Origin of the sequence: Streptococcus sp. A34 (assembly GCF_043674115.1) — a bacterium.
GTDB lineage: Bacteria > Bacillota > Bacilli > Lactobacillales > Streptococcaceae > Streptococcus > Streptococcus suis_V.
Map to the genome: position 1 here is coordinate 40463 of NZ_JBIMJM010000007.1, position 23106 is coordinate 63568.

A 23106-nucleotide genomic window follows, 5' to 3' on the forward strand; every position below is an offset into this window, starting at 1 on the left:
CCTCTTATTTCGTTTGGTAGACCAATCGGGTCCTGATGCCGTCCACATCGACAAAGACGACTTCTTGGGTGGCAAGGTGCAGGTCAAGTCCTGCGGTCTGGGCACGTTTAATGGTGGCTTGGAAGGCTTGGATGTCTGTATAGACTAGAGTGTAGTAGGCAAGTCCCGGCATGCCTTCAGTTCGTGTTTGAAGATTTTTTCCTCCCCATTCGTTGACAGCTAGGTGGTGATGGTAGTTACCTGAGGCTAGCCAGGCTGCAGATGGGACCGAGAATTTATCCTCAACAGCTAGGACTTCTTGGTAGAATCGGCTAGAAGCGGCGCTTTCTCGGACAGATAGATGGACATGACCCATGCGACTGCCAGCTGGCACCTGATAGGCTGCGTCAGCTTTTTTCCCTAAAGCATAGATCGTTTCTGCATCCATAGGCTCAGTGATACCAACAATTCATCCATCTGGGCGGACATCCCAAGAGTCTTGCGGGAGGTCGCGGTAAATTTCGATGCCGTTGCCTTCGGTGTCGGCTAGGTAAATGGCTTCGCTGTAACCGTGGTCGCTGGCGCCTTGGAGGGGAATCTTATTGTCGATAAAGTGGCGGAAGATGGTCCCAAGGTCCTCGCGGCTAGGTAGAACAATGGCCAAGTGGTAGAGTCCGTAGCTTTGGCTGACCTCGCCTTCCTGCTCTGTTTGAATCAGGCGGACAAGGGTGGTCTGTCCGACACCAAGATCAATCTGGTTTTGACTTTCCGTCAAAATTTGCAGGCCCAGTACCTGTTGGTAAAACAGGCTTTGGAGTTCCAGATTGCGGACGTTGAGGGCGACGTAGCCCAGTTCAAATTTGGAATTGTACATGGGAATACCTAGCTTTCTGATACAATTTATAGGAATTTTCGAGTTACTTAGTATCTTTTGGTGAAGTAATGTGTGACGAATAGACTTTTGAAAATTGATTTTTATCTCATAGCTTTCTCAACAAGTGCGCTATCTACGATTTGGATAAAGTGTGTAATTCTATCTTCAGCATTAAAATCGTAAATATGGACAAAGTCTGCTTGGAAGGATTTCTGAGTAAGGTTGTAGGTTCCCTTGTAGTAGCCATAAACCATGACACGGTTTCCTGAAAAGGCGTAATCAACAGGTGTGGCACTATAATTGGTCCATTCAGAACCTAGTCTTGCATGGACGTTTTCAATCACTGCATCTGGACCGATATAGGTACCAGCATAGGGAAAGCCTGCAGCTTCTGTCCAAGAGATATCAGCAGCCAAATGGCTCTTGAAATCTTCTATTCGACCTTGAGCAGTAGCTAGATAAGTCTCTTCTAAAATATTTTTATATAATTGATTTTTTGACATAGGTATTTTCTTTTCTATTGAGCAACTGCCTCTTGGAAATTTTTTTCCAAATCGTCTACTGTGCGAACTTGGTTAATAAGATTAAAGAAGTTTCCGTCTTTTTCAAGTAACAAGGTTGGGAAAGAGGTTACCCCCATTTCATAAGCCTTGATAAAGTCTGGGTGTAGATTTTCTGGTTGTTTCAAGATGCTTGATAGTTCTTCCATAGCTTTTGTAGGTAGCTGATAGCTACCGATTAGGCTGGTGTAACTGTCTGCTTGACTGAGGTCTAACCCATCTTCAAAAAATAAGGCTTGAATATCTAAAGTTAGCTGAGTATGATTATGTGTCTCAACATAGTTTTTCAAGACTGAGTAGGCTCTAGCAGGACCAAGTGAATCCATGATAAAGTTCGTATCCTTAAACAATTGATTGTAGTTATCGCCAAAAGACATTTGGTAATAGCTTTCGATTTGTTTGTTGATGGATTGGGCCTGCTTAAAATCAGCCATTTTCTTTTTATTATCGCCGACAAACAAGCCTCCGTTAATGACCTCTATTTCTATGTCAGGATGGTCTTGCATGAATTTTGTGAAAATGTGGTTAAAGCCGTAGGTCCAACCACAATAAGCATCGATGATGTAATATAGTTTCATTTTAATCTTCTTTCATCTTATTTTCTTGGTTTTTGATTAGAATTTAGCACTGCTATTGGAAGTTTTGGAATCTTCCTCGATTGGCACAACAACATCCTAGAGTTCTGCAATTTTATCAACTTCAACTCGATAAAGGTCATAGAAGGATGTAGATTGACCTGTAGAATCTAAGCTTCTAACAAAGCTTGAGCTTGCGCTTGCAGACCGGAGATGGCTTCCTCTGACAATACCAACTGACCAGTTCCCCAGGCTTCTGGGTTGACAGTTGTACCTGTAAACTCACCTACAACTTGCATACGAACAAATGGTAGTAGTGCATGATAACTAGCGAACATTTGGTCATGACCAGCGCTGGCAACAGATGATACGGTAACGATTTTGTCTTGAAGGGCAGATGGACCACGAGTATCTGACAAGTCAAGGGCACGGCTGAGCCAGTCAATCAAGTTCTTCACAGTACCTGGAATAGCAAAGTTGTAAACTGGTGAGAAAATCCAAATAGCATCTGCAGCCATAATCGCATCGCGTGCAGCTTGGACAGCTGGCAAGACTGGTGTTTCAAGATCTTGGTTCATTAGCGGGATTTCTTTATAGTTAAGATAAGATACAGTTGCTTGACCTTCTAAGATGCTTTCAGCTTGTTTAGCCATTTGGTGGTTGAATGAACCTTCACGTAGTGAACCGACGATAAATAGAATGTTTTTCATGATGTTATACCTCTAATAACAATTTTTTCTTCCCTGCTCTCGCAGTTTATGGTATTATTGTAACAGGTACTAAAAATAAAACAAGTACGTTTTTTTTGAATAGTCACTATCTTTTTGTGAAGTAATGTGTAGTATCAAGGGAAAATAAAGGAGAAATTATGGCAACTTTCACACACCATACAGTTCCGGAGTGTCCTTTTGTGACCACTCAGAGTGTCTTATCTGGGAAATGGAGTATGTTATTACTACATCATATCGAAGAAGGTCCCATTCGGTTTAATGAATTGCACCGTCGATTGACAGGGATTTCCCAAGCAACCTTGACCAAGCAGTTGCGCCAGCTAGAAGATGATGGTTTAATCATTCGGAAGGTTTATGCACAGGTTCCGCCAAAAGTGGAATATGAACTGAGCGAGATTGGTCAGGAATTCAAGATGGTTCTTCAACAAATTGAAGTCTTTGGTGATAAATACATCAACTTTGTTAAATCAAAAAAATCTGAATGAGTTCGTATCTCATTCAGATTTTTGTCTTTTATAGTTCGTCATCCTTAACGGCTTCTAGCCAGCTAGCAGCAGCCTTGGCTGTATTTTCAAGGGCACCTTCTTTGAACGGTGATTGGAGGTTTGCGGCTTCAACCACTTGCAAGAAGGACTTGGTGCCACCCAAATCACAGATGCGGATGTAGTCTTCCCAAGCTGTTTCATCGTGGTCCACCTGTGTGCGTTTCCAGAATTGAAGGGCACAAACTTGGGCCAAGGTGTAGTCAATGTAGTAGAATGGGCTAGCAAAGATGTGCCCTTGACGATACCAGAAAATACCACGGTTGAGGGCTTCTGACTCCGAATAATCACGGTCTGGCAAGTAGAGGTCTTGGAGTTTTTTCCAAGTCGCCTTTCGTTCAGCTGGAGTCATCTCTGGGTGTTCATAGACTTCGTGCTGGAAGTGATCCACCAAGACACCGTAAGGCAAGAAGAGAAGGGCACTTGCCAAGTGAGTAAATTTATATTTATCGACTTGTTCCTTGAAGAAACGGTCCATCCAAGGCCAGGTCATAAATTCCATAGACATGGAGTGGATTTCACAGGTTTCATAGGTTGGCCAAACAACTTCTGGACTTTGAATCCAACGCGAACGATAGACTTGGAAGGCGTGACCTGCTTCGTGGGTCAAGACATCAATATCACCGCTGGTTCCATTGAAGTTGGAGAAGATGAATGGGCTCTTGAAGTCAGGGATATAGGTACAGTAGCCACCGCTGTTTTTGCCTGGTTTTGCGACCAAGTCTAAGAGTTCATGCTCAATCATGAAATCGAAGAATTCGCCTGTTTCTGCGGACAATTCGCGGTACATGTCTTGGGCTTGGCTGACGATAAAATCAGGGTCACCTTGTGGGACTGCATTTCCGTCCAAGAACTCAAGATTGAGGTCGTAGTGTTTGAGGCTTGGAACTTGCAGGCGATTGGCTTGGCGTTGACGCAGATTTTGTACAATCGGTACGATGTGTTTGAGGATTTCCTCACGGTACACCTTGACCATGTCACGATTGTAATCGAAACGGTTCATCTTGAGGTAACCGTATTCCACATAGTCCTTGAAGCCAAGTTTGTGGGCGATTTCTGTGCGGACTTTGACCAATTCATCGTAAACGCGGTCGAAATCAGCTTCCTTGCTTTCAAAGAAGGCAGTTGTAGCAGCAGAAGCAGCCTTGCGGACTTCACGGTCGGTTGATTGACCAAATGACCCCATTTGTGCCAGGTTGTAAGTCTGTCCTTGGAAATCAATCTCCGCACCCGCAATCAGTTTGCTGTACTCATCAGATAATTCATTTTCTTTTTGCAGTAATGGAATGACGTCTGATGAGAATGTCTTGAGCTTATTCTCAGCCTGCATGAAGAAGGTTTTAGGCAAGATGTCTGACAACTCTTCCTTGTAAGGGGTCTGGACAATGACACGGTAGTAGTTGGTGGTCAATTCTTCAAAAAGTGGAGAATACTCATTCCAAAACTTGGTTTCTTCATTGTAAAACTCATCATTCATGTCAATAGTATGACGGATCATCCAGAGGTTGTACTGGGTATCGATCAAGTTGAGTAATTTGGTAACGTCTGTCACAAGTGTACGAGTTGTTTCCAAGTCACTTGCCTGAGCCAACTGGTCTGTCAGGTCAGTAAATTGAGCCTTGATGGCTTCATAATCGGGACGGACATAGGTATAGTCTGAAAATTTCATATGATTCTCCTTTTGTATTGCTACCTTCTATCTTACTCTTTTTGAAAACGTTTGGCAAATCTAGTCAACGATTGTTTGTTTAAATATGCTTTCTTTTTTCTCTTGATCTATTGCGTGAAAGTATGCGTAGAGAATATCTAACATGATCAATAACGGGATTTGTGGTGAAATACGATTGCCATAATTTAGATTACGAACAGAGGCAACAGGGATTATCGTTTCAATTGGTGTTGTTTCAAATTCTCTAGTTGTTAGAAGAGCTGTCTGAATGCCACGGCTTGCCGCCAAAGTCAAATGATCGATAATATCTTCTGTGTGACCCGACAAAGAAAGTCCGATGACAAGACAGTTGGGGTCTAAGATATTTGTCGTCCATATGAGATTATTGCGGTCAGTTATGGCATCACAGACAACTCCCAGGCGCATGAAACGGGACTTAATCTCCATGGCAACAAGACCTGAACTGCCGGTGCCGTAGAAATAAACCCGCTTGCTTTGGTCAATCAGGTGGGCAATTTCTTGTAATTTTACTTCATCAATCAGTTGGTTGGTTGCTGTTAGTATCTCATCGTAATCAATCAACACTTTTTTGGTCAAGTTGTTTTTTACATGTTCAAGCTGCTCGTCTAATTGTAGTTTCTGATTTTGAAAGGCGAAGACGAATTCACGATAACCTGAGAATCCACATTTTTTGGCAAATCGGGTTAGAGCTGAAGGAGAGATATGTAGTTTTTGGGTTACAATTTCTAATCTTAGGTCCATTGTTTTGGTATCCAGGGCAATAAAATAGGCTGCAATGTCCTTCTCCAGTCTGGTCATTTGCTCTAAATTGTTATCGATAATCGCAATGATATTCTGTTCAGCTTTCATAGTAGTTCCCTGTAATAATATAGTATATTTCTATTATACCATAAAAACGATTCTTTCTGCCATTTGTGATATAATGTTAAATAGTAAAGGGAATGTATGACCATGTATATTGAAATGATTGATGAAACAGGGCAGGTTTCTGCTCAGATGCAAGAGCAGATTACAGACTTGCTCCAATTTGCGGCGGAGAAAATCGGCAAGCAAAACAAGGAAATGGCTGTGACCTTTGTGGATAATGCGCGTGTCCATGAAGTGAATTTAGAGTACCGGGGGATTGACCGTCCGACGGATGTAGTCAGCCTAGAGTACAAGCCGGAGCAGGAGATTGTCTTTGATGAGGAAGATTTGCTGGACAATCCTGAATTGGCTGAGATGATGGAAGATTTTGATGCCTACATCGGTGAGCTCTTTATTTCCATTGACAAGGCGCGTGAGCAGGCAGAGGACTACGGCCATAGTTTTGACCGCGAAATGGGCTTTTTGGCTGTGCACGGCTTCCTCCATATCAACGGCTATGATCACTACACGCCTGAGGAAGAGGCGGAGATGTTTGGTTTGCAAGAAGAGATTTTGACGGCTTATGGACTTACGAGAGAATAATTCAAAGAAACGCTGGAAGAATCAGAATCTGGTAGCCAGTATGGATTTTGCGGTTTCCGGCTTGATAACGGCCTTTAAGGAAGAGCGCAATATGAAAAAGCATGCGGCAACGGCCTTTTTGGTGGTCTTGGCTGGCTTGATTTTTCAGGTATCGGCTACAGAATGGCTCTTTCTCCTGCTCAGCATTAGCCTGGTGATTGCCTTCGAAATCATGAATTCGGCTATTGAAAGCGTGGTGGATTTGGCCTCGGACTATCATTTTCACATTTTGGCCAAGAATGCCAAGGATATGGCGGCAGGAGCGGTCCTTTTTGTCTCAGGCTTTGCCCTTTTGACAGGATTGATTATTTTTATCCCTAAGATTTGGGATTTGATTTTTTAGGAAAATAAGGAGAATCTATGACTTTCAAGTCAGGTTTTGTGGCGATTTTGGGTCGTCCAAATGTGGGGAAATCGACTTTTCTCAACTATGTAATGGGGCAAAAAATTGCTATCATGAGCGACAAGGCTCAGACAACCCGTAACAAGATTATGGGGATTTATACAACAGACGAGGAACAAATTGTCTTTATCGACACGCCAGGTATTCACAAGCCAAAGACGGCCTTGGGAGACTTCATGGTTGAGTCTGCTTACAGCACCTTGCGTGAGGTGGATACGGTCATCTTCATGGTGCCTGCCGATGAAAAACGGGGCAAGGGTGATGATATGATTATGGAGCGTCTGCGTCAGGCCAAGGTACCGGTTATTTTGGTGGTCAACAAGATTGACAAGGTCCATCCGGACCAGCTATTGGAGCAGATTGATGATTTCCGCCAGCAGATGGGTTTCAAGGAAATTGTGCCTATTTCTGCAACCCAAGGCAATAATGTCAATCGCTTGATGGAAATTCTCAAGGAAAATCTGGATGAAGGTTTCCAATATTTCCCAGCAGACCAGATTACCGATCATCCAGAGCGCTTCTTGGTGTCCGAGATGATTCGCGAGAAGGTCTTGCACCTAACTCGCGAGGAAATTCCGCATTCGGTGGCAGTGGTTATCGAGTCCATGAAACGGGATGAATTTACAGACAAGGTTCATATCCGCGCGACCATCATGGTCGAACGCGATAGCCAAAAAGGCATTATCATTGGCAAACAAGGAGCCATGCTCAAGAAAATCGGCTCCATGGCCCGACGCGATATTGAACTCATGCTGGGGGACAAGGTCTTCCTGGAAACCTGGGTCAAAGTCAAGAAAAACTGGCGTGACAAAAAACTCGATCTGGCAGACTTTGGTTATAATGAGAAAGAGTATTAAAAACGTCCGGGGGAGTGAAACAGTCTGGGAATAGACTGTTTCAGCTGGTCACCTAAAAATGCGAAAGTGACCATGTGAAAACCCGAGCCTAGAAATTGGAGAGCGAGGAAGGTTCGGGGGAGCGAAGCAGTCCAGTGGATGTTAGAAACTAGTAAGTCGCCTAGGCAATTCCGCAGAGAATTGCCGTTAGTTGAGTAGCGTTTTAATGCATTCAACTTTGGCGAATTGAACCCGAGCTTGAAAATAGGAGAGCGAGGCAGTCAGGGAGTGACCTTAATAGCCCACTAGCCTTGAAGTAAGAAGACGGCTGTGAGCCTATGGATAGTCTCTAATATTCCGATCCCAGAAATGCGAAAGTGACGCAATAATGCCATGTTGCTACATCTTTTATGTAAAAACATATAAAGAAACATTTAGACACCACGTTAGTGGTGTTTTACGTCGCAAAGGTGAGAAAGTATGTCAATAAAATCTGTTACGGAAGAAACAGTTTCTGTTTGGGGTTCATTTGCAAGTTCGGTATGGCAGACAGGTAAACAAGTTTTGATGGAACAATTTGCTGAGGGTAAGCTTCCATTTGAGTTTCTTTATTATTCTTCGTCAGGCATAGCGGTGGCATGGATAAGTTTGTCACTCCGTCATGATTATGTGGAAGGCTGTCAGTTTAGTCCAGTTGCCTATGTAGAAGGAATTTTTGTTCATCCTGATTATCGTGGACAAGGGATTGCTGCCGAATTACTCGATTTTGCAGATTCGTGGGCTAAATCTCATGGAGCACGGGAACTGGCATCTGATACGGATTTTGAAAATAGCCACAGTCAGGCTTTTCATACCAAGAATGGTTTCAGAGAAGTAAGTAGAAATATACATTATGTCAGAAAGGTTGAGGTGGAATAGTATGCCCGAACTTCCAGAGGTTGAGACGGTTCGTCGTGGGCTCAATCGTCTTGTCAAAGGTAAGAAAATTGAACGTGTCCGGGTGGACTATCCTCGTATGATTGTGACTGGTGCGGACAGCTTTCGTGAGCAGTTGGTTGGTCAAACCATCATGGAGGTGGACCGTCGGGGTAAATATTTGCTCCTCTATCTGACAGATTTTGTGCTGATTTCCCATCTGCGTATGGAGGGCAAGTATAATCTCTTCTATGATGTGGTGCCTATCAACAAGCACTTTCATGTCTTTTTTGCATTGTCAGACGGTTCTACCTTGGTTTACCAAGATGTCCGCAAGTTTGGCACCATGGAATTGTTGCGGGAAGTGGACTTGGATGCCTATTTCTTATCTAAAAAATTAGGTCCTGAGCCGACGGAAGAAGACTTTGATGTGGCTGTTTTTCAGACCAAATTAGCTAAGTCCAAAAAGCCAATCAAGTCGCACCTGCTGGACCAAACCCTAGTGGCTGGTCTAGGCAATATCTATGTCGATGAGGTGCTTTTCCGAGCACAGGTTCATCCTGCCCAGGGAAGTTCAACCTTGACAGCAGAACAGGTGGCGGGCCTTCGCCAAGCCACCATTGATGTTTTGGCTCTGGGAGTTGAAAAGGGCGGTTCGACCATTCGGACCTACAAAAATGCCTTAGGCATGGATGGGACCATGCAGGATTATTTACAAGTTTATGGAAAGCAGGGGCAGGCCTGTCCGCGTTGCCAGACGGAGATTGTCAAAATCCAGCTGGGCGGTCGGGGCACGCATTTCTGTCCCCAGTGTCAGGTGAAGCATGGCTAAGGTAATCGGATTAACAGGCGGTATCGCGTCGGGTAAGTCAACAGTGACAGCTTTTTTACGAGAGAAGGGCTATCAGGTCATCGATGCAGACGGGGTGGTTCATGACTTGCAGAAAAAGGGCGGACGGCTCTATCAGGTCTTGCTGGAGGAGTTTGGTCCGGCAATTCTAGCAGCTGATGGTCAATTGGACCGAGTAAAATTGGGTCAGCAGGTCTTTGCGGATAGCCAGTTGCGGGCCCGCTTATCTGAACTGCAGGACCAGATTATTCGGCAAGAACTGTTGGTACGACGGGATTTGCTATCACAGATAGAAGAAGTTGTTTTCATGGATATTCCCCTGCTCTACGAGTTGGATTATAGCGGGGAGGTCGATGAGGTCTGGCTGGTCTATGTCGATGATCGCCAGCAGTTGGCACGGCTCATGGCTCGCAACGGCTATAGCCTGCAGGAGGCGGAGAATCGCTTGGCAGCGCAGCTTTCTTTAGAAAAGAAAAAAGAACGGGCAGATAAGGTGATTGATAACAGTGGGTCGCGGGAGGCGACCTTGGCGCAGGTGGCGTCTTTGGTGGAGGAGATTGGAAATGGACGAGGGTAGTAGTTACTGGAAGCCGAATTTGAAGGTGGCCTGGATTGGGAATTTTTTGACGGGGGTTAGTTTTACCTTGGTCATGCCTTTTATCTCGGTCTTTGTGGAGGAGTTGGGAGTGATTGGCAGTCAGGTGGAGTATTTTGCTGGTCTGGCTGTGTCGACCAATGCCCTGGCGGCAGCTATTATGGCGCCGATTTGGGGGAGTTTGGCGGACCGTTATGGTCGCAAGCCCATGATGGTGCGGGCGGCTTTTGCTATGATTTTCACCATGGGTGGGATGGCTTTTGTGCCAAATGTTTTTTGGATGATTGTCCTGCGTGTGCTGAATGGGATTTTTACCGGCTATATTCCCAATGCGACGGCTCTAGTGGCCAGTCAGGTGCCCAAGGACAAGACAGGCTATGCTCTGGGGACCTTGTCAACAGGGGCTGTGGCGGGTAACTTGATTGGCCCGACTCTGGGTGGTTTTTTGGCGGAAATAGTGGGGATTCACAATGTCTTTCTGCTGGTCGGTTTGCTCTATCTCTTGGTGGCGGTTTTGACCGTTTTATATATTCGTGAAGATTTCAAGCCGATGGAAAAGGGGCAGCAGATGATGATTGCAGAGCTCTTTCATCAAATCAAGGACAAGCAGATGATGGTGGGGCTGTTTATCACTTCCATGATTATCATTGCGGCGGCTCAGGCTGTCGTGCCGATTTTGACTCTTTATGTGCGGCATCTGGGTCAGACGGACAATCTGCTTTTTGTAGCTGGATTTATTATTTCCCTGCCGGGCATGGCCTCGCTGGTGACTTCAGGTCCTTTGGGGAAATTGGGGGACCGAATTGGCAATCACAGGTTGCTGCTCATGGCCTTGGCCTACAGTCTCTTGATCAATGTCCTCTGCGTCTTTGCCCAAAGTCCTTTCCAGCTAGGTGTACTGCGCTTTCTCTATGGTTTTGGTACGGGAGCTCTATTGCCGTCGGTCAATTCCCTCTTGACCAAGCTGACGCCCAAAGAAGGGATTTCGCGCATTTTCTCCTACAATCAGATTTTTAATAATCTAGGTTCGGTTGTGGGGCCCATGATTGGGTCAACGACTGCTGCTCATCTAGGCTATGATTGGGTGTTTTATGTGTCTAGCGCTCTGGTTTTGTTTAATCTGATTTGGTCCTTGGTGAATTTTAGAAACTACTTGAAAGTAAGGGAAGTCTAGTGAGAGTAAAAATCAATTTGCAATGTTCTGAATGTGGCAGTAAGAATTATTTGACTAGCAAGAATGCCAAGACCCATCCGGATAAAATCCAGGTCTTGAAATACTGCCCCAAGGAGAGAAAAGTAACCCTCCACCTTGAAACGAAATAGATTCTGTGGTATAATAGCAGGAGTTATTTAAGAAAGTGAAAAAAGTATGTATCAAGTATTATTAACCATTCTGTTGATTTTATCTGTTATTCTTGTGGCGGTGATTTTTATTCAGCCAGCTAAAAACCAATCAAGTAATGTCTTTGATGCTTCTAGTGGTGCTCTTTTTGAGCGGACAAAGGCGCGTGGGTTTGAGGCAGTGATGCAGCGTTTTACAGCCATTCTAGTTGCCCTTTGGTTGCTCAATGCGCTGGTTCTGGTTATCATTTCAAGTAATTAATAGAATCAAATGTAGACTGGGACAATGCTCTTGGTCTATTTTTTTGGGAGTGGGACAGAATTTGACTAATCAAAAGAAGTTCAACTGAACTCTCGTGTTTCTAGGTTCAGGCTAAAACGGTCTATTCCCAGATCATTTTACTCACACCCTGTACAGTTGATTAGGAAATTTTGGAGCATAAAATGCGAACAAAATTTCCAATCAACCACTGCGCTGAAATGAAGATGCAAATTTAGAAAAGTAGAGCTAGGGATATTCCTAGCACTTTGGTAAAGACAAATGAAAAATGATATTTTAAACTATATTACAGAAGCAGGTCCTGTGACCATGGACCAACTAGCGGACCACTTGCAGGCTAGTTCAGCCAAGGCGTTTACTGACTTGGTCAAGCTGGTTTCGAGCATGGAAGGTAGCCGTCAGCTTGTCTTTGACAATGCGGGTCGAATTGCTCTCCCAGCTCCAAAAGTATCCAAAAACAAGGTCACTTTACAGGGGATTTTTCGTGCCCACAATTCTGGTTTTGGCTTTGTGACTATTGATGAAGAGGAAGATGACCTCTTTGTCAGCCGTGACGATGTCAACTTCGCTATCGAGGGCGACCGAGTGGAAGTGGCTATCAAGAAAGTGGCGGACAGACTCAAGGGAACTGCCGCAGAAGCGGAAGTCATTGATATTTTGGAACATAGCCTGAAAACAGCGGTGGGCTTGATTGTCTTTGACGAAGACAAGTCAGAATATGCAGGCTACATCAAGTCTAAAAACCAGAAAATCGCTCAGAAGATTTATATCAAGAAGTCACCTCTGGTATTGACCGGAACGGAAATCCTAAAAGTTGATATTGAAGCCTATCCCAATAAGAAACGGGACCACTTTGTCGCGACCATTCGGGATGTGGTGGGGCATAAGGACGATGTGGGAATCGATGTCTTGGAAGTTTTGGAATCCATGGACATCGTGTCGGAATTCCCTGATGAAGTTTTGGCAGAGGCCAATCGGGTGCCAGAAAGTCCGTCTGAACAGGACTTTGAAGGCCGCTTGGATCTGCGGGATGAAATCATCTTCACTATCGACGGTGCAGATGCCAAGGACTTGGACGATGCGGTCCATATCAAGCAACTCAAGAATGGCAATCTGGAGCTGGGTGTTCATATCGCTGATGTCAGCTACTATGTGACCGAAGGCTCTGCCTTGGATCAGGAAGCTGTTAAGCGTGGGACTTCTGTCTATGTGACCGACCGTGTGGTGCCAATGTTGCCAGAACGCCTGTCAAACGGTATCTGTTCCCTTAATCCAAATGTGGATCGCCTGACCCAGTCGGCTATTATGGAAATTGACCGCAAGGGCAAGGTGGTCAAGCACTGGATTGGCCAAACAGTTATTAAAACCACCTTCCGCATGACCTATTCCGATGTCAATGATATGATTGCAGGCAACAAGGAAAAGCTGGACAAATACAAGGCAATCGTGCCAAGTGTTGAGCTCATGGTCAAACTCCATGAGACGCTGGAAACCATGCGCTACAAACGCGGTGCCCTCAATTTTGACACGACAGAAGCCAAAATCATCGTCAACAAGGACGGTCTGCCAGTCGATATTCAACTGCGTCAGCGGGGCATTGCCGAGCGGATGATTGAGTCCTTCATGTTGGCGGCCAACGAGTGCGTTGCCGAGCATTTTGCTAAGTTGGACCTGCCTTTCATCTATCGGATCCACGAGGAGCCCAAGTCGGACAAGCTGCAGAAGTTCATCGACTATGCGACCAGCTTTGGTCTGACCGTCTATGGAACGGCTAGCTCTATCAGCCAGGATGCCCTACAGGACCTCATGGAGCGGGTCAAGGACCAGCCCTATGCGGATGTTCTCAACATGATGTTGCTGCGTTCCATGCAGCAGGCACGCTACTCGGAGCACAACCACGGCCACTACGGACTGGGTGCCGAGTTCTACACCCACTTCACCAGTCCTATCCGCCGTTATCCCGACTTGCTGGTTCACCGCATGGTGCGGGAATATGGTCACAATCCTGCGGAAAAAGCAGAGCATTTTGAGCAGGTTATTCCTGAGCTTGCCAAGTCTTCGTCCAGTTTAGAACGCCGTGCCATTGAGGCAGAGCGGGAAGTCGAAGCCATGAAGAAGGCAGAATTCATGCAAGAATTTGTTGGGCAAGAGTTTGACGGTGTGGTGTCTAGCGTAGTCAAGTTTGGGCTTTTTGTCGAGTTACCAAATACGGTTGAAGGTCTGATTCATATCACCAACCTCAACGAATACTACCAGTTCCACGAGAGGACTTTGACTTTGCAGGGTGAGAAATCAGGTCGGGTCTTCCGTGTCGGTCAGCCAATCCGTATCAAGCTAACGCGGGCGGACAAGATGACAGGGGAAATCGATTTTGCCCACGTGCCGTCCGAGCTGGATATTGTGGAAAAAGCTTTGAAAGCCAAGCGGAGAACGGCCAGTCACTCCAACCGTGACCGTGATGATCGGTCAGGGCGAGGACGGGGCAAGCACCACAAACAAGAAGCTGCTGGTCGCGACAGCAAACATCACAAGTCTGGAAAAGACCACAAGTCAAAAAGTGGCAAAAAAGACAAGAAAAAGAAACCATTTTACAAAGAAATGGCTAAAAAGAACAAGAAGAAAAGGAGATAGGCATGGCCAAGGGTGAGGGCAATGTGATTGCACAGAATAAAAAAGCCCGCCACGACTATACCATTGTCGATACAGTGGAGGCGGGGATGGTCCTGACGGGGACGGAGATTAAGTCTATTCGTGCGGGGCGGATTAACCTCAAGGACGGCTTTGCCCAAATCAAGCAGGGCGAGGCTTGGTTGGTCAATGTCCATATCGCTCCCTATGATGAGGGCAATATCTGGAACCAGGAGCCAACGCGGACCCGCAAGCTCCTCTTGCGGAAGAAGCAAATCGAGTCCTTGGGCAATGAGGTCAAGGGAACAGGGATGACCCTGGTTCCCCTCAAGGTCTATATCAAGGACGGCTTTGCAAAGGTCCTGATAGGGCTTGCCAAAGGGAAGCACGACTACGATAAGCGGGAGTCCATCAAACGCCGTGAGCAAGACCGTGATATCAAACGAACCATGAAGGCGATCAATAGTCGATAGAGGCTGGGAGAAATCCTGGTCTTTTTGATATTTCTCAGAAAATACAGAACGCTTTGATATTTTAGGTTTGGTATGGTATCGTAGTAAAAAACGAATAGAACTTAAATTGAGGACTTCTATATAAAGGGAAAGGAAGTGGACTCTTGAAAGGATTCTTTCTAAGTATAAAAAATGATTATGTTGAAACAAGAAGTCATCCCAGATAAGACTTTTTAGAATGGTTTATTCAAAGAAAGCTAACATGGGGGCAACGCTGGGGACTTGTTCTCATTCTAAACTTCATCCTCCAGCCTTTTTTGTTCAATTTAGTCGTCTTGCTATGGATTTTTTGGATTGGGGTGATCCTGTTTATTTTTTATCTATTTGGACAACTATTTTTCTTGTTAAGGGCAATCTATAGGTAAATAGAGCGGGATAAAGCCCAGAGTTGATTCCGCCAGCGCAAAACAGAGCGAGCTAGGTCATGCTCAACTGCCGCCATCAATAGTCGTTAAGACTGGGAGAAATCTCAGTATTTTTTCATGGAGTAATCGGGTAGAAATGTAGAGTGAATTGTGATATATTAAGTTAGAGAGCCAAAAGGAGGAAGCGATGACTACTTTTAAACAGACTTTAAAGCCGATTCGGATACAGAGATTGGTAACCTTCTTCTTTCAATTACTATCGATTCTCTTTTCCCTTAGCCAACCTGTCTTGATTGGCTACTTGATTGACCAAATTAGTCAAATCAATCAAGGGGAGAGAATGGATGCCATCTATCATACAATCTTTCTACTAGTACTAGTTTCTATCTTAGATTTTTTAATCTATTATATAAAAGATTTCTTCTTTCAACAGACTCTGGCAAAAGGGATTATGCTTATGCGTTATCATGTCATGTCAGCTGCTTTGGGAGAGCCTCTATCTTCCTTCAGTCATCAGGAAAATGGTGATAAACTCAATAAAATTCTGAATGATAGTGAGACTTATGCAAAATACTTGGTCTATTTGATTCCAGAGATCATTATTTTTATGACGCGCCTGCTGATCATCTATAGTATTTTCTTTGTAACTAGTTTTGAACTGACAGTCATTATCTTTGGTATTTTTGTATCTTATACTTATATCTATTTAGCTCTCAATAAGAGTATTAAGCCCAGAATTCAGACTGAAAGCGAATCTTATTCTAAGGTAATGGAGGATACAGTCGAATTATTGCAAGGTCGAGAAACTATTAAACTCGGTCTGAAAGATACATTTTTTAAGAGACGTTTTCAAGATTCTTTAAATCGCTATCTGGTTTCAAAAACACAAGTATTGCGAGTGTCGTCCTTAGATAGTGCATTTATGAATTTCTTTTATTCCATTATTCCCATCACGATTCTAGGAGTTGGTGTCTATCTAGTATTACAAGGGAAGTTGACTCTAGGCAGTTTATTTACCTTGCAGTCCTATACACATTGGATTTTAGATCCTGTTTTTAGCATCGCAACGCTGAATCGGTTAAAACAACAAGCTGATGTCGCTTTGCCACGATTGCAGGAATTTTTTAAGCATGAGGAGTCAGTAGAAAGGCCTGTATTGAAGCAGGAATTAAGCAGAATTCAGACCTTGGAACTTCAGAAAGTTTGCTTTGCTTATGAGTCCAATCAGAGTATGATTCAAGAGTTAGATTTGAGGTTAGAAGTCGGTAGTCGTTTGGCAGTTGTTGGACAGACAGGAAGTGGTAAGTCAACCTTGTCAAAATTGTTGCTAGGAATTCTTCATCCAACTAGTGGTCATATTTTAGTGAATGGACAAAATCTATTCGATTTTGAGACAGAAGATTTATTGGTTCGTATATCCTATTTACCTCAAGATGTCTTTTTATTTGCGGCTGGGGTACGCGAGAATATCCAGTTTGATCACGGATGGGAACTCTCAGAACAAGTCATTGCAGGCTTGCATCTGGAAGATTTGTTGGGGCGAGAAGTTGACAGCAAACACTCTCTATCAGGTGGAGAAAGACAGCGTATTGGAATCGCTAGAAGTTTAAATCGATCAGTTGATGTACTGATTTACGATGAACCGACCTCAGCCTTGGACCAAGCAACTGAAGACTCGGTCGTTGCCACGATTGCATCCTACCTAGATGAAAACCCTGCTATTTTTATTGCTATTACACATCGAAAGAAAATTTTAGAGATTTGTAATCAGCAATTAGAGTTGACTGGTGGGGGGAGTTGGCAGTTGAGTAGTATATAAAATAAGAACCTCCAGGAGTACTAGGATTTCTGGAGGTTTCTTTTTGTATTTTACTTAATTAAAATCAGAATTCACCTACCTCCAAAGGTTCCCCGAAACTTTGGAGATAGGCGAACGTCTTTGTTTCTCCAAGAGCAGATAGAACTCTAGCTGTTTTTATATTTATCCCATATTTACTTCGCAGTAAATAGTCTTTCTAAATGATATGGAATATTATACACCTTGGAGTCAACTCCAAGTCAAGTAAAAATATAGATTTGAAGGAAAGATTTCTTTGTGGTAGACTAGAAACATCTTTAAAGATTTGTAGACGAAAAGGAGAGATGATGACTGTTTTAGTTCCTTACAAACGCATGCCCATTTGGAATCAGAAGACAGTTCCCCAGCATTTTTTGACTAAGCATAATACCAAGGTGGGTACTTGGGCTAAAATCAAGGTTTTGAAGGGTCAGCTCAAATTTGAGCCGATTTCAGATGACAATGAGATTTTGTCTAGTTTTGTCTATGGTCCGACAGATGAGATTCCTTTTGTTGAGCCACAGGCTTGGCATCGGGTGACCTTGTTGACAGAGGATACGGAGTTTTTCTTGGAATTTTTCTGTCAGCCAGAGGATTATTTTGCTAAAAAGTACGACTACACGCGGACGCATTCGGAGGTCTTGGAGGCATTGAAGATCATCGAGCCATGTAAGGTCTTGGACCTGGGCTGTGGTCATGGTAGGAACAGTCTTTATTTGGCCCAGCAGGGTTTTGAGGTGACGGCAGTTGATAAGCATGTGCCGAGCATTCAGACGCTCTTGCAGGTTAAGGAAGCGGAGGATTTGGATTTACAGGCTGGGACTTATGATATTAACTCAGCTAGTTTGGAGCAGGACTATGATTGGATTATCTCAACAGTGGTCTTCATGTTTTTGGAGCGTGACCGTGTACCCGCCATTATCCAAAATATGCAGGAACGAACAAGACCAGGTGGTTACAACTTGATTGTAGCAGCCATGGATACGGAAGATGCACCCTGTCCTATGAATTTCTCCTTTACCTTTGGTTCAGGTGAATTGAAGGAATACTACCGTGACTGGGACTTGGTCAAGTACAACGAAGACTTTGGACAGCTCCACAAGCGTGATGAAAATGGTAACTTCCTCAAAATGCGGTTTGCGACCATGTTGGCAAGAAAAAAGTGCTGATATCATATTTTGATTAGAACCAAGTTTACCAGAGAAAAGGCAGCACCATTTTTCAAACTATGCTATAATAGAAGGGATAAAAAGGAGAATCTATGTTTTACGCTTATTTACGAACATTACTATCATTTTTACTCTGGGCTGTCAATGGCAATATTCACTACCATGACAAGGATAATATCCTGCCCAAGGAAGAGAATTATATTCTGATTGCTCCTCACAAGACCTTCTGGGACCCTGTTTTCATGGGCTATGCGGCGGCACCAAAGCAATTTATCTTTATGGCCAAAAAGGAACTCTTCAAGGACCGTGGCTTTGGTTGGTGGATTCGCAAGTGTGGTGCCTTTCCTATTGACCGTGAAAATCCTAGTATGTCGGCTATTAAGTACCCTGTCAATATGCTCAAGAAAAGCGACCGTTCGCTGGTCATGTTTCCGTCTGGTAGCCGACATTCATCTGAGCTCAAAGGTGGTGTGGCGGTCATTGCCAAGTCTGCCAAGGTCAAGCTTATGCCTGCTACCTATGTCGGTCCTCTGACCCTCAAGGGCTTGTTGGCTGGTGAGCGGATTGATGTGGCTTTTGGCAATCCAATTGATATTTTAGACATCAAGCGCATGGACGATGCAGGAACAGCTGAGGTAACAGGCCGTATCGAAAAGGAATTCAAGCGTCTGGACGACTACGCTGGCTCCTTCCAAACCAAGAAAAAACCAAATGTATTGACCTATATCTACCGTATTCCGATACTTTTGCTGGTGGCCTTGATTTTGGGACTGACCTATGTATTTAGCTACCTGGCTAGTTTCGTCTGGAATCCATCGGTTGAATTGGACAAGAAATAAGGAGATAAAAAACTCGCAAATTTTGTGAGTTTTTTTCTGTTCTTTTACGCACTTACTAGTTGGAGGTAGTAAAATGAACAATATCCATTCTTATATCGAAATATTGAAAAACTATAAGTGGCAGATTGGTCTGCCGGCTGCGGCAGGGGTCATTTTGACCAGCTTTCTGCTCTTTAGCCAACCCGCCAAATCCGTTGACCAAACAGGTCTAGCTGACTTAACCAGGACAGAGCAGACAAGCTCTGCATCATTTGAGGACCAAACGAAAACAGCATCTAGCTCGACTGAAGTGAGCAGCCAGTTGGTGGTCGATGTCAAGGGAGCGGTGAAAAAGCCGGGGCTCTATACCCTTGAACATGGCAGCCGGGTCAACGATGCCCTGCTGGCTGCGGGTGGATTTTCCCAGGAGGCAGATCAGAAGTCAGTCAATCTGGCTCAGAAGCTGAGCGACGAAGCGGTGGTCTATGTGGCTAGTAAAGGTGAAAATATCTCGGTGGTGGCAAGCAGCAATCCCAGCTCTGCTATGTCCCAAAACCAAGACGACAAGCAAGGTCTAGTCAATCTCAATACGGCGACTGAGACGGAGCTGCAGACCATTTCAGGCGTCGGGGCCAAGCGGGCGGCGGACATTATCGCCTATCGGGAGGCCAATGGTGGCTTCAAGAGCGTCGACGACCTCAATAATGTGTCGGGTATCGGCGACAAGACCCTGGAGAACATCCGGCCTTATGTTACGGTTTAAGCTCCCCTGCCAGCCTATCCACCTGGCCCTTTTAGTCGTCTCCCTATATTTTGTGGTTCATAGCTTTTCGCTTTTGGCAATAGGCCTGCTCAGTTTTCTCTTGGTGGTCTTCTGCTTGCAGCAGGGGCAGAAGGCTTTAGTCAGACTGCTGGCGCTTTTAGGCCTATGTGGGCTCTTCTTCGGATTTCAGTTGTATCAATGGACCAGGGCAGACCAGTCAGCCCCTGAGCAAGTGACGACCTTACTGGTCATTCCAGATACAATTGACATCAACGGAGACAGCCTGTCCTTTCGCGGTCGGGCTGACGGGCGAGTTTACCAAGCCTTCTACAAATTGACCAGCCAAGAGGAGCAGGAGGCTTTTCAAAATCTGTCGGACCTGGTTGACCTGACGGTAGAGACTGAGGTGAGCCGGCCAGCCGGTCAGCGTAATTTCAATGGTTTTGATTATGCTGCCTATTTGCGGACCCAGGGCATTTATCGGACGGTCAAGGTTGTGGCTATTCATAAGGTTGACAAGGTTGTGAGCTGGTATCCTCTGGACTGGCTATCTAGCCTGCGAAGAAAGGCTCTGGTCTATGTGAAAACCAATTTCCCTGCTCCCATGAGCCATTATATGACGGGGCTTTTGTTTGGGGAGTTGGATAGCGATTTTGACCAGATGAGTGAGCTCTATTCCAGTCTGGGCATTATCCACCTCTTTGCCCTGTCTGGTATGCAGGTTGGCTTTTTTGTGGACAAGTTTCGTTGGATTCTCCTGCGGCTGGGTCTGACCAAGGAGACGGTGGACAAGGTTCAAATTCCCTTTTCACTTGTTTATGCTGGTCTGACAGGCTGGTCGGTTTCTGTCGTCCGGTCTTTAGTACAGAAAATTCTGGGCAATCTGGGGTTGCGGAAGTTGGATAACTTTGCGGTGACGGTCTTTGTCTGCCTGCTCATTATGCCACGCTTTTTGCTGACAGCAGGCGGTGTCCTGACCTTTACCTACGCTTTCTTGCTGACAGTTTTTGACTTCAAGGACTTGGACTGGTTTAAGAAAATTGTGGTGGAAAGTTTGGCTATTTCGGCTGGGATTTTACCTATTCTAATCGGCTATTTTTATTCTTTCCAGCCCCTGTCCATTCTGCTGACCTTTGCTTTTTCCTTTGTATTCGATGTCTTGCTCCTACCAGGTCTGTCCTTGATTTTCCTGCTATCGCCCTTGGTCAAAATTACTTGGGTCAATGGATTTTTTGTCCTCTTGGAGAAAATTATTGTCTGGGTGGCGGATTTGGGGTTGCGTCCGTGGATTTTTGGCAAGCCATCACCTCTGGTCTTGCTGGTTTTGCTGGTCGGTCTTTTCTTGCTCTATGATTTTCACAGGCGGAAAAAATGGCTTATTGGTCTCAGCCTGGTCCTCGCTCTGCTATTTTTCATGACAAAACATCCCCTGGAAAACGAGGTGACCATGGTGGACGTGGGGCAGGGAGATAGCCTATTCCTGCGGGATTGGCGGGGGCGGACGGTGCTCATTGATGTGGGTGGACGCGTGGATTTTGCAGCCAAGGAGGCCTGGCAGGAGCGGTCGCGCAAGGCCAATGCAGAGCAGACCTTGATTCCTTACCTTCATAGTCGAGGTGTGGGCAGGATTGACAGTTTGGTCTTGACCCATACCGATGCAGACCATGTGGGCGACCTCTTGGCTGTAGCCAAGGCTGTGGAGATTGGAACTATCTATGTGTCGCCGGGAAGTGTGACCGATGCGGACTTTGTGGAGAAGTTGAGGGCGGTCAATGCGCCTGTCAGAGTGGTGCAGGTTGGAGATAGATTGCCGATTTTTGATTCTCATCTGGAGGTGCTTTATCCCAAGCTCGTAGGTGACGGTGGCAATGATGATTCTATCGTGCTTTACGGCAGGCTCTTGCAGGCCAATTTCCTCTTTACGGGGGATTTGGAGCAGAGTGAGCTGGAGCTGGTGGAGACCTATCCCACTCTGCCGGTCGATGTCTTAAAAGCGGGGCATCATGGGTCCAAAGGCTCCTCTTATCCTGAATTTTTGGACCATATCAAGGCCAAGATTGCCCTGGTATCGGCTGGGGAAAATAACCGCTACAAGCACCCTCATCAAGAAACCTTGGAGCGATTTGCACATGAAGATATGCACATTTATCGGACGGACCAGCAGGGAGCAGTGCGGTTTAGAGGTTTGAGGCAGTGGCGGATTGAAACGGTGAAATAAGATGGGCTAAGCAGACCAAGATGTTTCAGTTTTGTCGTGAATATGAAGCGGTTTCATGATATACTAATGATAGACAGATTTCGTTTATCCTAAGGAGGAGTATGTATGAAACGGCGTATTTTTCGGCTCATCCTTGGTATTCTGACGGTGATTTTCTTTTTCGGCAATGGGCCTGTGACCCTGGCCAATCAAGTGGACTACCAGGGCTTGCAATTACTTCCTTTTACAGGTCAGAAGCAGTTGGTTCTTGGAGAATTTGACCATCTCAGGCGTGCGACATTTGCCCATATTCAATTGCAGGATAAGGATGAACCCAAGAAGCAGAGGGAGCCTCGGATAAAATACAATCCTGTAGGCTGGCACAATTACAAACTGACCTATAACAAGGATGGGAAGAAGGCTTATCTCTTCAATCGTGGCCACCTAATCGGCTACCAGTTCAGCGGCTTGACCAACCAGGGTGAAAATTTGGTTCCTCTGACTGCCTGGACCAATAGTGGTCATTACAAAGGGACCAAGGACACCAACATTGAAGGCATGCTTTTTTATGAAAATCGGCTGGATTCTTGGCTGGCAACCCATCCTAACTATTGGTTGGATTATCGGGTAACTCCGATTTATAGAGGCGATGAATTGCTGCCACGCCAGATTGAGCTCCAATACGTAGGTATCGATCAGGCTGGGAATCTACTGGAGATTCGGCTGGGTAGTGAAAAAGAGATAGTCGATGCCTATGGCATTACGCGGGTCGTTTTGGAGAATTATTCTAAAAATGCGGAGATTGACTACTTGACGGGGACAGCCAAGCCTAGTCTGGTACCAACTGAAACGGCAAGTAGCTCGACGACAGCATTTGCATCCAGCCAGCAAGCGACTAATCCAAGTACGGAAGCAAGTCAGGAATTGGCTCCGGTCGTCTATATTGCCCGTAATGGAAAAGCGGATGTTTATTGGTATTCCAAGGATAATATGCCTAAGAATACCAATTGGTCAAAAGTGATTAGCATGTCGGAGCAAGAAGCTAAGGACCTTGGCAAGCGACATACGAGTAAGGAAGAATGGCTCTTTGTCAACTGTAGTGGGTAGATGAAAAGCTAACACCTAGAGAGGACGAAATTCGTTCTCTCATTTTTGATG

General features: G+C 45.1%; 24 protein-coding genes and 1 pseudogene. 19 read left to right on the plus strand and 6 right to left on the minus strand.

The window, feature by feature from the left end; translation table 11 throughout:
• Nucleotides 1-4 precede the first annotated feature (4 nt).
• The 4 genes and pseudogenes from ACHBGV_RS03575 to ACHBGV_RS03590 form a co-directional block, all read right to left on the minus strand.
• Nucleotides 5-853 (minus strand): annotated as a pseudogene (locus tag ACHBGV_RS03575) (VOC family protein).
• A gap of 101 nt (nucleotides 854-954) precedes the next feature.
• Nucleotides 955-1356: a nuclear transport factor 2 family protein gene (locus ACHBGV_RS03580; RefSeq protein ID WP_172063209.1), complete on the minus strand. Its 402-nt coding sequence runs from the start codon at nucleotides 1354-1356 to the stop codon at nucleotides 955-957.
• A 14-nt stretch (nucleotides 1357-1370) separates the two neighbouring features.
• Nucleotides 1371-1991, minus strand: coding sequence for a thioredoxin (locus ACHBGV_RS03585; protein ID WP_394735648.1), 621 nt, complete (start codon nucleotides 1989-1991; stop codon nucleotides 1371-1373).
• 167 nt (nucleotides 1992-2158) lie between these two features.
• Nucleotides 2159-2698, minus strand: coding sequence for an NADPH-dependent FMN reductase (locus ACHBGV_RS03590; protein WP_394735649.1), 540 nt, complete (start codon nucleotides 2696-2698; stop codon nucleotides 2159-2161).
• A 158-nt stretch (nucleotides 2699-2856) separates the two neighbouring features.
• Here ACHBGV_RS03590 and ACHBGV_RS03595 point away from each other — a divergent pair, with 158 nt between their 5' ends.
• Nucleotides 2857-3204, plus strand: coding sequence for a helix-turn-helix domain-containing protein (locus ACHBGV_RS03595; RefSeq protein ID WP_125265844.1), 348 nt, complete (start codon nucleotides 2857-2859; stop codon nucleotides 3202-3204).
• Nucleotides 3205-3232: 28 nt separating this feature from the next.
• Here the strand turns inward: ACHBGV_RS03595 and ACHBGV_RS03600 are convergent, their stop codons facing one another.
• Together ACHBGV_RS03600 and ACHBGV_RS03605 are read right to left on the minus strand one after the other, a co-directional pair.
• Nucleotides 3233-4930, minus strand: a complete 1698-nt coding sequence (locus ACHBGV_RS03600; RefSeq protein ID WP_394735650.1) for a M3 family oligoendopeptidase — start codon at nucleotides 4928-4930, stop codon at nucleotides 3233-3235.
• A gap of 60 nt (nucleotides 4931-4990) precedes the next feature.
• The gene (locus ACHBGV_RS03605; protein WP_125265846.1) at nucleotides 4991-5800 is read right to left on the minus strand and encodes a MurR/RpiR family transcriptional regulator; all 810 of its coding nucleotides are present in this window, start codon (nucleotides 5798-5800) and stop codon (nucleotides 4991-4993) included.
• Nucleotides 5801-5902: 102 nt separating this feature from the next.
• Here ACHBGV_RS03605 and ybeY point away from each other — a divergent pair, with 102 nt between their 5' ends.
• The 18 genes from ybeY to ACHBGV_RS03695 all read left to right on the plus strand — a co-directional run bounded on the left by ybeY (nucleotide 5903) and on the right by ACHBGV_RS03695 (nucleotide 23055).
• Nucleotides 5903-6400: an rRNA maturation RNase YbeY gene (ybeY, locus tag ACHBGV_RS03610; RefSeq protein WP_105110662.1), complete on the plus strand. Its 498-nt coding sequence runs from the start codon at nucleotides 5903-5905 to the stop codon at nucleotides 6398-6400.
• Entirely contained in the window at nucleotides 6381-6782 is a 402-nt protein-coding gene (locus ACHBGV_RS03615; protein WP_105110652.1) for a diacylglycerol kinase family protein, read from the plus strand. Before ybeY ends, ACHBGV_RS03615 begins: the two co-directional genes overlap by 20 nt.
• Before the next feature lie 17 nt (nucleotides 6783-6799).
• The gene (gene era, locus ACHBGV_RS03620) at nucleotides 6800-7699 is read left to right on the plus strand and encodes a GTPase Era (protein ID WP_394735651.1); all 900 of its coding nucleotides are present in this window, start codon (nucleotides 6800-6802) and stop codon (nucleotides 7697-7699) included.
• Nucleotides 7700-8158: 459 nt separating this feature from the next.
• A complete protein-coding gene (locus ACHBGV_RS03625) occupies nucleotides 8159-8596 on the plus strand; it encodes a GNAT family N-acetyltransferase (RefSeq protein WP_394735652.1) in 438 nt (145 codons plus the stop codon).
• Nucleotide 8597: 1 nt separating this feature from the next.
• On the plus strand, nucleotides 8598-9425 hold the full coding sequence (gene mutM / locus ACHBGV_RS03630) for a DNA-formamidopyrimidine glycosylase (RefSeq protein ID WP_394735653.1): 828 nt from the start codon (nucleotides 8598-8600) through the stop codon (nucleotides 9423-9425).
• Nucleotides 9418-10020 (plus strand): dephospho-CoA kinase, encoded by a 603-nt coding sequence (coaE, locus tag ACHBGV_RS03635; protein ID WP_125265850.1) that lies wholly within the window; start codon nucleotides 9418-9420, stop codon nucleotides 10018-10020. The genes mutM and coaE overlap by 8 nt, the downstream gene beginning before the upstream one ends.
• Nucleotides 10007-11212 (plus strand): multidrug efflux MFS transporter, encoded by a 1206-nt coding sequence (locus ACHBGV_RS03640; RefSeq protein WP_105122612.1) that lies wholly within the window; start codon nucleotides 10007-10009, stop codon nucleotides 11210-11212. The genes coaE and ACHBGV_RS03640 overlap by 14 nt, the downstream gene beginning before the upstream one ends.
• A complete protein-coding gene (gene rpmG, locus ACHBGV_RS03645) occupies nucleotides 11212-11361 on the plus strand; it encodes a 50S ribosomal protein L33 (protein ID WP_105122613.1) in 150 nt (49 codons plus the stop codon). Before ACHBGV_RS03640 ends, rpmG begins: the two co-directional genes overlap by 1 nt.
• Before the next feature lie 46 nt (nucleotides 11362-11407).
• Entirely contained in the window at nucleotides 11408-11641 is a 234-nt protein-coding gene (gene secG / locus ACHBGV_RS03650; RefSeq protein ID WP_105110659.1) for a preprotein translocase subunit SecG, read from the plus strand.
• Nucleotides 11642-11920: 279 nt separating this feature from the next.
• Nucleotides 11921-14290, plus strand: coding sequence for a ribonuclease R (rnr, locus tag ACHBGV_RS03655; RefSeq protein ID WP_394735654.1), 2370 nt, complete (start codon nucleotides 11921-11923; stop codon nucleotides 14288-14290).
• A 2-nt stretch (nucleotides 14291-14292) separates the two neighbouring features.
• Nucleotides 14293-14760 (plus strand): SsrA-binding protein SmpB, encoded by a 468-nt coding sequence (smpB, locus tag ACHBGV_RS03660; protein WP_002935771.1) that lies wholly within the window; start codon nucleotides 14293-14295, stop codon nucleotides 14758-14760.
• A 241-nt stretch (nucleotides 14761-15001) separates the two neighbouring features.
• Nucleotides 15002-15160: a hypothetical protein gene (locus ACHBGV_RS03665; RefSeq protein WP_161948278.1), complete on the plus strand. Its 159-nt coding sequence runs from the start codon at nucleotides 15002-15004 to the stop codon at nucleotides 15158-15160.
• Nucleotides 15161-15351: 191 nt separating this feature from the next.
• Complete coding sequence (locus ACHBGV_RS03670) at nucleotides 15352-16983, plus strand: ABC transporter ATP-binding protein (protein WP_394735655.1); 1632 nt, start codon at nucleotides 15352-15354, stop codon at nucleotides 16981-16983.
• A gap of 326 nt (nucleotides 16984-17309) precedes the next feature.
• On the plus strand, nucleotides 17310-18170 hold the full coding sequence (gene tehB / locus ACHBGV_RS03675; protein ID WP_105161156.1) for an SAM-dependent methyltransferase TehB: 861 nt from the start codon (nucleotides 17310-17312) through the stop codon (nucleotides 18168-18170).
• 92 nt (nucleotides 18171-18262) lie between these two features.
• Nucleotides 18263-19009, plus strand: a complete 747-nt coding sequence (locus ACHBGV_RS03680; RefSeq protein WP_394735656.1) for a lysophospholipid acyltransferase family protein — start codon at nucleotides 18263-18265, stop codon at nucleotides 19007-19009.
• Between the two features lie 73 nt (nucleotides 19010-19082).
• A complete protein-coding gene (locus ACHBGV_RS03685; RefSeq protein WP_394735657.1) occupies nucleotides 19083-19751 on the plus strand; it encodes a helix-hairpin-helix domain-containing protein in 669 nt (222 codons plus the stop codon).
• On the plus strand, nucleotides 19738-21969 hold the full coding sequence (locus ACHBGV_RS03690) for a DNA internalization-related competence protein ComEC/Rec2 (protein ID WP_394735658.1): 2232 nt from the start codon (nucleotides 19738-19740) through the stop codon (nucleotides 21967-21969). Before ACHBGV_RS03685 ends, ACHBGV_RS03690 begins: the two co-directional genes overlap by 14 nt.
• A gap of 105 nt (nucleotides 21970-22074) precedes the next feature.
• Entirely contained in the window at nucleotides 22075-23055 is a 981-nt protein-coding gene (locus ACHBGV_RS03695; protein WP_394735659.1) for a DNA/RNA non-specific endonuclease, read from the plus strand.
• Nucleotides 23056-23106: the final 51 nt, after the last annotated feature.

What these genes read in the sequence shown, in the direction of transcription:
- ACHBGV_RS03580 (WP_172063209.1), bottom strand. Translation starts at nt 1,356, where the DNA reads ATGTCAAAAAATCAATTATATAAAAATATTTTAGAAGAGACTTATCTA.
- ACHBGV_RS03585 (WP_394735648.1), bottom strand. Translation starts at nt 1,991, where the DNA reads ATGAAACTATATTACATCATCGATGCTTATTGTGGTTGGACCTACGGC.
- ACHBGV_RS03590 (WP_394735649.1), bottom strand. Translation starts at nt 2,698, where the DNA reads ATGAAAAACATTCTATTTATCGTCGGTTCACTACGTGAAGGTTCATTC.
- ACHBGV_RS03595 (WP_125265844.1), top strand. Translation starts at nt 2,857, where the DNA reads ATGGCAACTTTCACACACCATACAGTTCCGGAGTGTCCTTTTGTGACC.
- ACHBGV_RS03600 (WP_394735650.1), bottom strand. Translation starts at nt 4,930, where the DNA reads ATGAAATTTTCAGACTATACCTATGTCCGTCCCGATTATGAAGCCATC.
- ACHBGV_RS03605 (WP_125265846.1), bottom strand. Translation starts at nt 5,800, where the DNA reads ATGAAAGCTGAACAGAATATCATTGCGATTATCGATAACAATTTAGAG.
- ybeY (WP_105110662.1), top strand. Translation starts at nt 5,903, where the DNA reads ATGTATATTGAAATGATTGATGAAACAGGGCAGGTTTCTGCTCAGATG.
- ACHBGV_RS03615 (WP_105110652.1), top strand. Translation starts at nt 6,381, where the DNA reads ATGGACTTACGAGAGAATAATTCAAAGAAACGCTGGAAGAATCAGAAT.
- era (WP_394735651.1), top strand. Translation starts at nt 6,800, where the DNA reads ATGACTTTCAAGTCAGGTTTTGTGGCGATTTTGGGTCGTCCAAATGTG.
- ACHBGV_RS03625 (WP_394735652.1), top strand. Translation starts at nt 8,159, where the DNA reads ATGTCAATAAAATCTGTTACGGAAGAAACAGTTTCTGTTTGGGGTTCA.
- mutM (WP_394735653.1), top strand. Translation starts at nt 8,598, where the DNA reads ATGCCCGAACTTCCAGAGGTTGAGACGGTTCGTCGTGGGCTCAATCGT.
- coaE (WP_125265850.1), top strand. Translation starts at nt 9,418, where the DNA reads ATGGCTAAGGTAATCGGATTAACAGGCGGTATCGCGTCGGGTAAGTCA.
- ACHBGV_RS03640 (WP_105122612.1), top strand. Translation starts at nt 10,007, where the DNA reads ATGGACGAGGGTAGTAGTTACTGGAAGCCGAATTTGAAGGTGGCCTGG.
- secG (WP_105110659.1), top strand. Translation starts at nt 11,408, where the DNA reads ATGTATCAAGTATTATTAACCATTCTGTTGATTTTATCTGTTATTCTT.
- rnr (WP_394735654.1), top strand. Translation starts at nt 11,921, where the DNA reads ATGAAAAATGATATTTTAAACTATATTACAGAAGCAGGTCCTGTGACC.
- smpB (WP_002935771.1), top strand. Translation starts at nt 14,293, where the DNA reads ATGGCCAAGGGTGAGGGCAATGTGATTGCACAGAATAAAAAAGCCCGC.
- ACHBGV_RS03665 (WP_161948278.1), top strand. Translation starts at nt 15,002, where the DNA reads ATGGGGGCAACGCTGGGGACTTGTTCTCATTCTAAACTTCATCCTCCA.
- ACHBGV_RS03670 (WP_394735655.1), top strand. Translation starts at nt 15,352, where the DNA reads ATGACTACTTTTAAACAGACTTTAAAGCCGATTCGGATACAGAGATTG.
- tehB (WP_105161156.1), top strand. Translation starts at nt 17,310, where the DNA reads ATGACTGTTTTAGTTCCTTACAAACGCATGCCCATTTGGAATCAGAAG.
- ACHBGV_RS03680 (WP_394735656.1), top strand. Translation starts at nt 18,263, where the DNA reads ATGTTTTACGCTTATTTACGAACATTACTATCATTTTTACTCTGGGCT.
- ACHBGV_RS03685 (WP_394735657.1), top strand. Translation starts at nt 19,083, where the DNA reads ATGAACAATATCCATTCTTATATCGAAATATTGAAAAACTATAAGTGG.
- ACHBGV_RS03690 (WP_394735658.1), top strand. Translation starts at nt 19,738, where the DNA reads ATGTTACGGTTTAAGCTCCCCTGCCAGCCTATCCACCTGGCCCTTTTA.
- ACHBGV_RS03695 (WP_394735659.1), top strand. Translation starts at nt 22,075, where the DNA reads ATGAAACGGCGTATTTTTCGGCTCATCCTTGGTATTCTGACGGTGATT.